Raw genomic sequence first — 12520 nt, 5'->3', positions numbered from 1 at the left:
ACCTCAGTCCTCTATCGGAGCCAGAGGCTCTCGGTGGTTGCTGGCCGCCAGCGCATTGACCACCGGGTTCGCGTACATGTCGAGAAGGTATGGGCGGATAGCCGGAGCACAGGCTTCAAGCCGGCGCTCCATTTCTGCCGTTGCCGCCTCCATATCTGCTGGTGACCAGGTTTCTGCAGTCACCACGCTTTCCCCGATGCTGTCCGGTATTTCATGACTTTCGGGATGAACGCCCCGCATTTGATAAGCCACCAGATTGGAGGCGTGCAGGTGGTAGTTTGAATGCATTTCGTGGTCAATACGGGCAGCCAACGCCTTCGGGTTGTCGGGTGAATCAGAAATCGGTGCTCCGAAATGCACGTGCACGTGGCCCTTGTAGCCCGTCAGCCCTTTGACGATCTGGTCGGTATCTTCGCCTTCCGTCTTCTGGTACACCCCGGTCCGCGCACGGACTTCCAGCTCCTTTGCTTTATCGGCATCGCAAGGGTCGTACTCATAGGCAATGGAGACCGGCACGATACGCAAGCGGTTCATGGCCTCATCGAAGCCCAGGCCGGATTTCTTCTGGCTCATGTAAAACATCTTTACGATCGCCGGATCTGTGGCGTCAATCCCGTCCTTGGCCCGCCCCTCACGCTGGGCAATCCAGATGCTGTGATTGGTTTCAATGCTGTGATTGATGAAACCGGAAAGTGTGAGATAAGCGTCTCGCATTTCCCGCGGGCTGGTGATGTTACGGCGAACCACGAAACTCTTGTTGAGCCGCATCATCTCTGCAAACACCCGGTTGGAGAGCAGGTTGTCTCCAATCGCTATGCGAGTGGTATGAAACCCATTCTGGAACAGCAGGTAGTTCACCACCATCGGGTCAAACACGATATCCCGGTGGTTTGAGATAAACAGATGAGCCGTATTCTTGTTCAGATTTTCCAGCCCACTGTGGGTGACTCGCGTGGTGGTTTTCTCAACCAGTTCACCCACGTATTGGGACACCCCCGCCTGAAGGTCATCCACACGGCTGTAATGCCCGAAATGGCTGATCAGCCAGCGGCGAATAAACAACCTCAGAACGCTGGGCGCCCATTTTGCCAGGGCTGGCGATTTAAACCGGCCAACCATATCGAGGAAATCCCGGTCATTCACCAACCGCTGGATGGTTGGTGCGGTTTCTTCATCCGAATAGGGACGGATTGCGTCAAATTCCTGCATGCAAGCCCTGTTGTTGTTCGCAGCGTTGATCAGAGTATCTTGAAAGGGGCGCTATTGTATCCTTTCTCTTCCCGGTTTTCCTCCACCCTAATGGCCAGTTGACCAAACAATCCCGAGGATCTGATAGAATCCCGCCGTTCCCTCTATTCCCCAAAGGCCGACCACTGAATGTACACCGACCAGGACTTCGATCAACTGACCAGCGAGCGACCGACTTCCGCCGGCAGAAGCCCGGAACAGGTGCTGCATGAAGTGTTTGGCTATGAGGCATTCCGCCCGCTACAGGGTGACATCGTTAACGAAGTGGTCAGCGGCGGCGATGCCCTGGTTCTGATGCCAACGGGCGGCGGTAAATCCCTGTGTTATCAGGTGCCGGCGCTGGTCCGCCCGGGGACCGCCGTGGTTGTCTCGCCTCTGATTGCGTTGATGCAGGATCAGGTGGCCGCGCTTCGGGAGCTGGGTGTAAAAGCCGCGTTTCTGAACTCGACAATGGACTATGAGCAGGCCCGGGCTACCGAGTATGCGCTGGCAACGGGTGAGTTGGATTTGCTGTACTGTGCCCCGGAGCGCCTGATTCAGCCCCGCACCATTGAGCTGTTGCACAACGCCTCTCTGTCGCTGTTTGCCATTGATGAAGCCCATTGCGTATCCCAGTGGGGGCATGATTTCCGCTCAGATTACCTTCAGTTGAGCATGCTCGCCAGCGAGTTCCCTGGCATTCCCCGCATCGCGCTGACCGCCACCGCCGACGAGCGCACCCGTAAGGAAATTGCCGAACGCCTGTCACTGACCCGGGCCCGCCACTTCATCAGTGGGTTTGACCGGCCAAACATTCAGTATCGGATAACTCCAAAAACGAATGCAAACAAACAGTTGCTGGACTTCATTCATGCTGAACATCAAGAAGATTGCGGGATCGTGTATTGCCTGTCCCGAAATAAAGTGGACGCCACTGCTCGCCTTTTGAGCAGTAAAGGCTACACCGCACTCCCCTACCACGCGGGCCTGAGTGCCGAGGAGCGAGCCCGCAATCAGGAGCGTTTTCTCCGGGAAGATGGCGTGATTGTTGTGGCCACCATTGCCTTTGGTATGGGTATCGATAAACCGGATGTGCGGTTTGTGGCGCATCTGGACTTGCCCAAAAGCCTGGAAGCCTACTACCAGGAAACCGGCCGCGCTGGCCGGGATGGGAAACCATCAACGGCGTGGATGGTCTATGGCCTTCAGGATGTCATCAAACTCCGCCAGATGCTGGAGGCCTCTCAGGGCAACGACCAGTTCAAGCGGGTCGAACGCCAGAAGTTAGATGCCATGCTCGGGCTGTGTGAAGTTACTCAGTGCAGGCGCCAGGTGTTGCTGAATTATTTTGGCGATTCCCTTGAAGCCCCTTGCGGCAATTGCGATACCTGCCTGACCCCTCCGGAAACCTGGGACGGGACGGTAGCCGTTCAGAAGGCCCTGTCCTGCGTCTATCGGACCGGGCAGCGCTTTGGCGTGAGTTATGTCATTGATGTGCTCAGAGGGTCTGAAAACGAGCGTATTCTGCAATCCGGACACCAGGCCATTACCACCTATGGCATTGGACAGGAATTATCCGCCAACGAATGGAAGTCGGTTTTTCGGCAATTGGTGGCTAACGGTTACCTGAGAGCCGACCCCGAGGGTTACGGGGCCTTGCAGTTGACCGAGCGTTGCCGCCCCCTGCTCAAGGGAGAGCAGGCCATTGAGCTGAGAAAAGATCCGGTGGCTCGCAAAGGCGCAGGCGCCAAATCATCCGGCGGCCGGCGAAGTGGCCAGGATGTGCGTGACCAGATTACCGACCATGCGGGCTGGGATGCTCTGCGAGCCTGCCGGAAAGCCCTCGCCGATAAGCAGGGCGTGCCTCCCTACGTTATTTTCCACGACACTACCCTGTTCGCGATGCTCGAACGTCGGCCTGCCACACGGGAAGAGCTGGCCGAGGTGAGTGGCGTAGGTGCCGCCAAACTGGAAAAATATGGCGACGTCTTCCTGGAAACCCTTCGCTCACTCAGCCCTGAGGCGTGAAGCCTTTCTTGCGTACCCGGTAGTGCGCAACCGAATTGGCAACATGATTGCCCTCCTCGTCTTTCAGAACCCCCTCCAGAGTAAATTTGGCCCGCCCGGTTGAGTCAGCGTCAGCCAGAATACCCGCCACCGCCTCTGGTGACAGAGCAAACTCCACCGTAACGTCTGAATTTGCCGGTTGCAGAAACTCCAGCGTCATCTCTTTCAGGATTGGCGTGTAATTCGGCCCAAGGTCAAACAGAGTCAGGACACCACCGGGGATTTCCGCCACCAGAAAGTAGGCGCCGGCGTACAGGCTGCCAAAATGGTTTTTGTTGCCTTTAAGGCGTATCCGGGCTTTAACGTAACCAGGCCGGAGCTCCTCCACACTGAAGTTATTTCGGGTGGCAAAGGGTATGGCCATGCCAATGATCCGGTTTACCGCCGCATAGCTGCCGGTTTTCCTGAGCCAATCCAGAGGTTGTGCCAGCGTCGCTTTAGGGTTGGAAGACGCAACCCATTGGCCTGCGGTGCCAATCAAAGAATCGATAAGTGCCATGAAACTGTACCCTGCTTTTTTGTTTAAGAAGGGATACTTACAGCCTGTTTCTGCGACTTCAAGCAACTTTTAGCGATTTTTTGAAAACTGTTCGTTGGCGCTCCCGTTATCTGAACTAAGCTATAAGAATAGTCTGTTAAGTTTTCTCAGCTCTAAGCCGTACACCATGCAAAGGACTCTGCGTTGTATACATTCACCCTGATTACCAGGCGGCTGTGGCCGCTGTGTGCTCTGCTAGCCTGCCTCCAGCTACTGCCTGCTGCCGTTGCGGCCTCCGACACAGAAGCGAGCGCCGTCCGAGAATACATTCTGTGGTACCGCAACTTCGACAACCCGGCTATCCGGAATCTGGTTGAACTCGCGCTTCGCAAAACTCCGGAGTATGGCGCATATCGGATTGTTCGTAGCGAAGAGCTGAGCCAGGGGCGAGCGCTTCGGGAACTGGGCAATACCAAGAGCCGGATTCTGGATATTGCCAACGTAGCGACTTCCGAGGAGCGCGAGCTGTTCCTGAATGCGATCCCGGTGCCGGTCGATGGCGGGTTGCTGGGGTTTCGTGTGTGCCTGGTGCTGCCAGAGAATCTGAGTCGTTTCGACGGCATTACCAGTCTGGACGATATGCGAAAGCGCGGGATCAGCATTGGCCAGGGGGCTCATTGGCCAGACACCCCGATCCTTGAGGCCAATGGGCTATCGGTGATCACCCACACGCGCTATGAAATCCTGTTCGGCATGTTGCGCAACCGTCGGTTCGACTGTTTTGCCCGGGGCGTCAGCGAGGTGATGTTCGACCTGCAGCATAACAAGGCCGACGATCTGGCTATTGAGCCAAACATCCTCCTGGCCTACGCCATGCCATCGTATCTGTTTGTCTCCCCCAGCGACCACGAGACCGCACAGCGGCTGGAACTCGGGCTGGAGCGGGCCATTCTGGATGGCAGTTTTGCTGTGTATCTGAGGAATTGGTTCGGCAACGCCGTCGCCAGCCTCGGGCTGGACCGGCGTTCGGTCATCACCCTGGAGAACCCTTACCTGAGCGAGGATTCAGGGTATGTGGGCCGACATACCCTGGAAAACCTCAAACGGCGGGTAGAGCTTTTGACGGTGGAACAGTGAGTGGCTGGCCCTAAGCCCGGAAACGACTGACCTTGTCATTCAGGGCAACACCGATCGCTTCAATGTGGCCGCTGTATACGTCGTTCTCACTGGCAGCTTTCGCTGCCTCCTGGCCCTGGTCCGCAATCCGGGTAATCGATGCATTGAGCTCTTCAGTCACGGACGTCTGCTCCTCTGACGCTGTGGCAATCTGGGACGTCATCTGACTGATGGCCGTAATGGCTTCCACAATGCGATTCAAGGACTCCATGGCATCCTGAGCCTTTTCCATGCTGACATTGGACACCGCTGTGGATGCCTTCATCACCTCTACCGCGTTGTGCGCCCCCTTTTGCAGGCGCTCGATCATGTTATTGATCTCTTCCGTCGACGACTGAGTGCGCTGGGCAAGGTTTCTTACCTCATCCGCCACCACCGCAAACCCACGGCCTGCGTCACCCGCTCTGGCCGCTTCAATCGCCGCGTTCAGGGCCAGCAGGTTGGTTTGCTCCGCAATTCCCTGAATCACCTCAAGCACGGTTGTAATCGCAGACACGTCGTTGCCAAGGGTATCAATCACCTCCGCCGCTGCATTGATTTCGCCCGCCAGCTTCTGAACGGCGTCGCGGGATGCCGACACGGTTTCCACGGAGCCCCGGCTTTCCTGATCCGCATTTTCTGCCGCCTCAGCGGTTTGCTGGGCATTCTGGGCAATTTCACTCGCCGCTGCCGACATCTCATTAATCGCGGTCGCGATCATGTCGATTTCATGCTGCTGCCCCTCCACGCTGGCGCGACTATCGCTGGATGTCTGACGTAATGACGTTACGTCTCCGGTCAGCTCCTCACTGCGTTCCTTAACCTCTTTCACCACCTGCTGAATGTTTGCAACAAAGGTGTTGAAGCTGGCAGCAAGTTGCCCGAACTCATCTTTTGCGGAATCGTCCAGTCGCTGGGTCAGATCAGCCTCGCCAGAGGCAATGTCAGACATGGCGAGGTTCAGGCCACGCACCGGCGCCATCAGTGCCCGAATGCCAAGATGCAGCAACGCCAACGCAATCAGCAGGCCCGCAACGGCAATACTCAGCCCGGTCATGCGTGCCTCAACGACGGGTGCATTGATCTTGTCCCAGTTGACCACCGAAGCCATATACCAATCGACACTTCGGGCATCGGAGATCGGGGAAAATGCGATGTTCCAGGTGGCGTCCTCACGCTCGAACTGCGCTGGCGCGCCATCGAGCGACGGAGCGAAACCGAGCAGATCCCGGACGTTTTTACCAATCATCGCCTCCTCAGGATGAAACAGGATAGTGCCTGACCGGGTTACAAGCACCGCGTACCCGGCGTCACCAAGAGTAATCGCCGACAGCAGTTCCTGAATGGCGGTCAGCGTGATATCCATGCCCACTACCCCCTGAAAGGCGCCGGATGCCACGGGTGCAATGGCCGACAAGACAGTCTCGCCGGTCTGGGCATCCTGATAGGTTTCGGTGAACGACGCACGGCCCTCGGTCATAGCCTGGCGGTACCAGGGGCGCTGGCGAGGGTCAAACCCAGCGGGCAGCGCCTGTTCGGTCTCCTGGGTTCTCATGATCATCCGGCCATCGTTCGTGCCTACGTAAACGTCTTTGGCGGCACTTCCGTTTGTCATTCCTTGTAACAGGTTGCGGGCCATGCGGTCTGTGCGGACGTTAACCAGCGATGAGGCCGTGGCTTCTGTCATATCCAGACGAGTGTTGAGCCAGTTGGCAATACTCGCCGTACTCTGTTTGACGGCATCGTCCAGCATCGCGGAAACGTAGGTGTTGGTGGTTGACTGCAGTCGCTGGTCGGCGGTCAGGGTGAACACAGACATGATCACAACGATCAGGAGGCCGACTGCGGCTAGCAGTTTCTGGCCGAAAGATAATTGCACGGTGGGAGCTCCTTCTGATGAACACCGGCTATGATAAGACGCAACGTCCGGTTTCGCCGTTACCGATTGTGTCGGCCGATAACGGGATTACTTTAGTAAACGCCCTGTGCACGAAGCGATGCCAGCACGAGTGATGGAGAGCCCCTTCTGCTAGAATGCGTTGGGCAATGCTGCCCTGCACTTCACGTCAACCCATGGAGAGTCATCAATGGCCCACGAAGAATTGCACCTGAATCTGCGTAACCTGAACCTGGAAGACTACAACCAGCTACAGGACCTGATGGACCGGGTATACGACGATATCGGTGGGGCCTGGCCAAAGGAGACCATCAAGGCTCTGGTGGAGCAGTTTCCGGACGGGCAGATCTGCATTGAGGACAATGGCCAGCTGGTTGCCGTGGCCCTGACCGTCTGCGTGAAATACGAAAGGTTCAGCAACCCCCACGCCTACGACGACCTGATCCTTCGTAACGAAAAAATCTGGCACAACCCCAATGGCGATTCGCTTTACGGCCTCGACGTGTTCATCGATCCGGAATACCGCGGGTACCGGCTGGGCCGCCGCCTGTACGAAGCCCGCAAAGAGTTGTGCCGGTCCATGAACCTGAGGGCCATCCTGGCTGGCGGCCGCATTCCCAGCTACTTCAAATACGCAGAACAATATACGCCGGAAGAATACATCCAGCGTGTTGACCGGAAAGACATCTACGATCCGATCCTGACCTTCCAGCTCTCCAACGACTTCCAGGTTACCCGGTTAATGCACAAGTACCTGCCGGAAGACCAGAAATCCCTGGGCTACGCGACCCTGCTGGAGTGGCGCAACATCCTTTACACGCCGCCCTCTCCGGTTCTTGATGTGAAGAAAACCCAGGTACGCATGGGGGCCGTACAATGGCAGATGCGTGAGTTTACCTCGGTTGAAGAGGTGTTGAAGCAGGTGGAATATTTTGTCGATGCGCTCTCCGATTACAAAAGCGATTTCGCACTGTTTCCGGAGTTTTTCAACGCGCCCCTGATGGGCCTGACCGACCAGATGGACCAGACCCGGGCTATCCGCTTCCTGGCGGGGTTCACCGAGCAGTTTCGGAACGAAATGTCTGAGATGGCAGTGAGCTACAACATCAACATCATCACCGGTTCTATGCCGCTGATTGAAAACGATCGGGTTTACAATGTCTCCTACCTTTGCCATCGGGATGGCCGCGTGGATGAGCAGCGGAAGGTTCACATCACCCCCCACGAACGCCGGGACTGGGTGATTGAAGGTGGTGACCGTTTCCAGGTGTTTGAAACCGACGCCGGACGGGTTGCGATCCTCATCTGCTACGACATCGAATTTCCGGAACTTGGCCGCATAGCCGCAAATCAGGATGTAGACATTATCTGCGTGCCCTTCTGGACCGACACCAAGAACGGCTACCTTCGGGTTCGCCACTGCGCCCAGGCCCGGGCGATTGAAAACGAATGCTATGTGGTGATCACCGGCAGCGTGGGCAACCTGCCCAAAGTTGAAAATCTGGATGTTCAGTATGCCCAGTCTTCGGTATTCTCCCCTTCGGATTTTGCCTTCCCCCACGATGCGGTGATGGCAGAAACTACACCGAATACCGAAATGATCATGTTCTCAGACATGGATCTGGAAAAACTCAAGCTGGTCCGTAACGAAGGTTCTGTCACCAATCTGAAAGATCGACGTGTTGATCTTTACGAGCTGAAAACACGATAACCGGACGGGTTCGGCCCCCGGCAAACGGGGCCAAACCTTGACCGTTTCCATGAAAGCAGTACGGTAGATGGCTGACGGCATTGCTAAAAATGAACGCCCAGTCTATTGTTTAATTACTGTTCACACTATCTGGCCGATCCCAATTGCAGAGAAAGCGTTCCATGAACGAAGAATTACCGGATCTGGTCGCGCGTTTCCGCATCCGCCATGGCATTTTTCGCAAGGAAACCGTCGAAGCGCGACTTTACGAACTCGACAGCTACGGCTGCGTGATGAAAACAGACAAATTGTTTGACCCCGGCGACACGGTTGTACTCGATCTGATCATGGATATGCCTTTTGAGGAAATCCGGGCTGAAGGGGTCACCGGGCTCGTGACGGAAAAGAGAAAGCACTGTAGCAACTTCTTTTACTCCCTTGATTTTGTTGAGCTTGACGGCAGGGATGGATCGCCGGTTTCCGATAAACTCAGGCGCATCAGGGAAGTATTGCTAAAAAAGCAGAGTCTGAAATCCCGGCGGGGCCCAGGCCCCGCTTCCAGCATGCGCCAAATGGCTTGATACCCGTTGCTTTTCATCTGCAATCCCTTTCGTAAGGAGACATACCCCATGGCCAAAAAAGCCAAACCGAGCGTTGATAAGATCGTCAAGAAAGTGAATAAGGAATTTGAAAAAACCTCGGCCCAGATCGAAGGTTTGATCAACGACGCACTCAAGCAGTTCGATACGCTGCAGAGCCAGGTTCAGGAGCCCGTACGCAAGCTCCTCAAGGACATGGACGAACTCCGCGACCGGGAAATGAAGCGCTTCAACGATGAGTTTGAACGCCGCATGAACGAGTTCCATGAACTGCAATCTGCGCTGCTGGAAAAGCTTGGCGTAGCTTCCCGAGACTCAGAGAAATCAGCCCCGGAGAGCAAAGCACCGGCAAAAGCGAAAGCCACGGAAAGCAAACCTCAGAGCAAGAAGGCCTCCCCGGCTAAAAAAGCCACGCCTGCCAAGCCTGCTCCCAAGAAACCTGCGGCAGCGAAACCCAAAACCACCAAAGCGGCGGCCCCGAACAAGGCCGCCAAGCCCGCGGACAATTCCGACCTGACCCGCGTGAAGGGAATTGGGCCGGCCACCGCCAAAAAAATGAAAGAAGCCGGCATTACGTCGATTGAACAGATCGCCAACCCAAGTGATGCCGACAAGCAGAAACTGGAGGCCTTCAAAGGCGTGAGAGGCTTCAGCCAGTTCTCTGCCGAAGCCAGCAAAGTGCTTTCATAACTGGCCGAAACAAGACCAGATCGAATAAAAGGGGTGGGCTTTGGCCTACCCCTTTTTGATTCTTGCCAATGCCATCTCAAGGCTAATCCGTTCCTGATCCGGCGTGAACGTCGGAGCCAGCGCCTCCACCCCGGCCCTCAGCCGTGCCAGGAAGTCACCGTCGGACTCTGCCCGCCACATCAGCCGAGCCAATGCCTGATCATCCTTCACCGGAAAGTATCCTGGGTAGTCGTCTCCCAGTAACCCGCGATTCCCGGGAACATCCGACGCCAGCACGGGCAATCCCGCCCGGCACGCCTCTGAGACAACGTTGGCCCCGCCCTCCATGATCGAACTGATGACCATCACCTGACTGACCGCCATCAGATTTTCAAGTTCGGCTTTGTTCAGCTCTCCGAGGTAATGAAAGCGAGGGTTCGACCGGCTTTCATCCAGAGCCTTTTCGCGCCATTCCTCGCTGTGCGCTTTGCCCGCACACGACACCACAATCGTGGACTCCTCCGGCAGATGATCGCAGGCCCAGGCCGCACGAAGCGAATCCTTTTCGTCGCGCAGGTGGCCTATAACACAGATCTGGAACTGACCGGGTTCGGCACGGGAGCCGCCCCTGACGGCAGGTTCCGGCGCCGATTGCCGCAGGCACAGCAGCTTATCGTGATACCGCACCGGGATATCATCGGCTACCCGGTCATGGAGGCCAATCAGCAGATCGGCGGTATCCATCGATGCCAGCGTAATGTCCGGAAACTCATGCTGATGCCGGTAAATGTCCGTGCCTGTCAGCACCACAATCAGGGGCTTTCCCGGCCACGCGGCCCGGTAGTTTTTAATTGCACTGGCGCTTCGCCAGGCGTGAAGCGCTAACAGGCAGTCGGTGTCTTCGCCCTGATAATCCGTCAGTACCTCCACCTGATGGCCCGCTGATTCAAGCAACTGCTGCCAACGCATCGCCGTTGCGCGATTGCCCGCTTTTGAATCCGGCCCCGCCGGCGTCACAATTGTCAGTTTCATGGTGACCACTTATAGGAATTCATGAAAATTCTGCCTCTGGTACAGCTCCAGGTAAAGCCAGACCGCGTATACCGGTTCAGAGTTCACTGAAATCGCGGTATCCTGAACCAGTTCGTTTTAACCGTTTCGGTTTTTCACCCCACACCTCGCAAAGGAATGAATCACAATGACAATGAGCCCTTTGAAAAAATGGCTGGCCGCCGGCTTTCTTGCCCTGTCTGCCGCCAGTTCCGCTCAGGCCGACACTTTTGTCTTTACCGCCATACCGGACGAAGACGAAACCAAGCTGGTCGAGCGTTTCCGGGGAGTAGCCGATTATTTGCAGGAGCAACTGGACGTTGAGGTGCGTTACATCCCGGTCAAGTCCTACGCTGCTGCGGTCTCTGCCTTCCGTAACAATCAGGTTCAACTGGCCTGGTTCGGCGGCTTGTCCGGCGTACAGGCCCGGCGCCTGGTGCCAGGGTCAGAGGCCATCGCTCAGGGCGTTGAAGACGAAGCCTTCGAAACCTATTTCATTGCCAACACCGCCTCCGGGGTAAAGCCAGCCGACAGCCTGGACGAGCTGGGCGACGATCTGGCCGGTAAAACCTTTACCTTTGGTTCAAAGGGCTCAACCTCAGGCCGTCTGATGCCCGAATTCTACCTACGTGACGTGTTCAGCAAAGCACCAGAAGATCTGTTCTCTCGTGTTGGATTCAGTGGCAACCATACCCGTACACTGCGACTGGTGGAAGCCGGCACCTATCAGGTCGGCGCACTCAACTTTCAGGTATGGGAGAAAGAGCTGGAAAACGGCAACATTGACACCGACGCCGTTCAGGTTGTCTGGAAAACCCCAAGTTACCCGGATTACCAATGGACCATCCGCGGGGATGTCGATGAGCGTTTCGGAGAAGGGTTCAAGCAGAAGGTTACCGAAGCCCTGCTGAGCCTTGATGACCCGGCACTGCTGGAGAGCTTCCCTCGCTCGGGGTTCATTCCCGCCTCCAACGATGACTATGAGCCCATTCGTGCGACGGCGGAAAACATCGGAATCCTCGATTAATGTCAGGCTATGATTTTAATGGCCTGACAGCCAGCTTTGACGGAGAGCGGGTCATTGGCCCGCTCTCTTTCTCCGTACAGAAGGGGGAACACGTTGGACTGGTTGGTAAAAGTGGTGCTGGCAAATCTACCCTGATCCGGCTGCTGTATGACCGGCTGGATGGCGAGGCTTCTCTGATCCCTCAAAACCTGGGGCTGGTGAATGCACTCCCCGTCTTCCACAACGTCTTTATGGGGCAGCTCGACCAGCACCCTTCTTGGTATAACACCGTGACACTTGTCCGCCCTTTCCGGCGAGATAAAGACGCCGTGCGGACCCTACTCCGTGAACTGGGAATCCCTGAAAAACTGTGGGTTCCGACCGCAGCGCTCTCCGGCGGCCAGCGCCAGCGCGTGGCCATTGCCCGGGCCATTTATCGCCAGGCCCCGACCCTGCTCGCAGACGAACCGATTTCCGCTCTTGACGGCCCTATGGCCTGGCAGGTCATGGCTATGCTTACCCAGCAATTTGCGACCAGCATCGTCGCTTTGCACGACGTAGAGATGGCCCTCGCTCACTGTTCCCGTATTATCGGCATTCAGGACGGCCAGATTGCGCTGGATGCACCAGCCAGCCAGCTGACCACCGCCGATATCTCTGAACTCTACTGACAGGCCCTGAT

The 12520-nt window shown here is 56.4% G+C and carries 11 protein-coding genes; 7 read left to right on the top strand and 4 right to left on the bottom strand.

Annotated elements, in window-relative coordinates; genetic code table 11:
- Window positions 1–3: 3 nt before the first annotated feature.
- Window positions 4–1209 carry a 1-acyl-sn-glycerol-3-phosphate acyltransferase gene (locus K325_RS0106610; protein ID WP_029653479.1) on the bottom strand — a complete coding sequence of 402 codons (1206 nt, stop codon included), beginning with the start codon at window positions 1207–1209 and terminating at the stop codon, window positions 4–6.
- Between the two features lie 168 nt (window positions 1210–1377).
- On the opposite strand from K325_RS0106610, the gene recQ reads away from it, so the two are divergent.
- Window positions 1378–3255: a DNA helicase RecQ gene (recQ, locus tag K325_RS0106605; RefSeq protein ID WP_029653478.1), complete on the top strand. Its 1878-nt coding sequence runs from the start codon at window positions 1378–1380 to the stop codon at window positions 3253–3255.
- On the opposite strand, the gene K325_RS0106600 is transcribed toward recQ, so the two are convergent.
- Window positions 3239–3793, bottom strand: a complete 555-nt coding sequence (locus tag K325_RS0106600; RefSeq protein ID WP_029653477.1) for a PaaI family thioesterase — start codon at window positions 3791–3793, stop codon at window positions 3239–3241. The two genes, recQ and K325_RS0106600, sit on opposite strands and share 17 nt — an antisense overlap.
- 183 nt (window positions 3794–3976) lie before the next feature.
- Here K325_RS0106600 and K325_RS0106595 point away from each other — a divergent pair, with 183 nt between their 5' ends.
- The gene (locus K325_RS0106595; RefSeq protein WP_029653476.1) at window positions 3977–4909 is read left to right on the top strand and encodes a hypothetical protein; all 933 of its coding nucleotides are present in this window, start codon (window positions 3977–3979) and stop codon (window positions 4907–4909) included.
- Between the two features lie 10 nt (window positions 4910–4919).
- On the opposite strand, the gene K325_RS0106590 is transcribed toward K325_RS0106595, so the two are convergent.
- Complete coding sequence (locus K325_RS0106590; protein ID WP_029653475.1) at window positions 4920–6806, bottom strand: methyl-accepting chemotaxis protein; 1887 nt, start codon at window positions 6804–6806, stop codon at window positions 4920–4922.
- Between the two features lie 208 nt (window positions 6807–7014).
- On the opposite strand from K325_RS0106590, the gene K325_RS0106585 reads away from it, so the two are divergent.
- The 3 genes from K325_RS0106585 to K325_RS0106575 all read left to right on the top strand — a co-directional run bounded on the left by K325_RS0106585 (window position 7015) and on the right by K325_RS0106575 (window position 9803).
- Window positions 7015–8535, top strand: a complete 1521-nt coding sequence (locus tag K325_RS0106585) for a bifunctional GNAT family N-acetyltransferase/carbon-nitrogen hydrolase family protein (protein WP_029653474.1) — start codon at window positions 7015–7017, stop codon at window positions 8533–8535.
- Between the two features lie 161 nt (window positions 8536–8696).
- Complete coding sequence (locus tag K325_RS0106580) at window positions 8697–9095, top strand: hypothetical protein (RefSeq protein WP_029653473.1); 399 nt, start codon at window positions 8697–8699, stop codon at window positions 9093–9095.
- 48 nt (window positions 9096–9143) lie between these two features.
- On the top strand, window positions 9144–9803 hold the full coding sequence (locus K325_RS0106575) for a helix-hairpin-helix domain-containing protein (RefSeq protein ID WP_029653472.1): 660 nt from the start codon (window positions 9144–9146) through the stop codon (window positions 9801–9803).
- Window positions 9804–9848: 45 nt separating this feature from the next.
- On the opposite strand, the gene senB is transcribed toward K325_RS0106575, so the two are convergent.
- Window positions 9849–10814 (bottom strand): selenoneine biosynthesis selenosugar synthase SenB, encoded by a 966-nt coding sequence (gene senB, locus K325_RS0106570; RefSeq protein ID WP_029653471.1) that lies wholly within the window; start codon window positions 10812–10814, stop codon window positions 9849–9851.
- Window positions 10815–10986: 172 nt separating this feature from the next.
- Between senB and K325_RS0106565 the strand changes: the two genes are divergently transcribed.
- Window positions 10987–11859 (top strand): putative selenate ABC transporter substrate-binding protein, encoded by an 873-nt coding sequence (locus K325_RS0106565; protein WP_476738561.1) that lies wholly within the window; start codon window positions 10987–10989, stop codon window positions 11857–11859.
- Window positions 11859–12509, top strand: coding sequence for an ATP-binding cassette domain-containing protein (locus K325_RS0106560; protein ID WP_029653469.1), 651 nt, complete (start codon window positions 11859–11861; stop codon window positions 12507–12509). Before K325_RS0106565 ends, K325_RS0106560 begins: the two co-directional genes overlap by 1 nt.
- Window positions 12510–12520 lie beyond the last annotated feature (11 nt).

Source organism: Marinobacter daepoensis DSM 16072, from assembly GCF_000421165.1.
GTDB lineage: Bacteria > Pseudomonadota > Gammaproteobacteria > Pseudomonadales > Oleiphilaceae > Marinobacter > Marinobacter daepoensis.
Note: the sequence above shows the minus strand (reverse complement) of the source record. Positions and strands in the feature narration are given on the sequence as shown.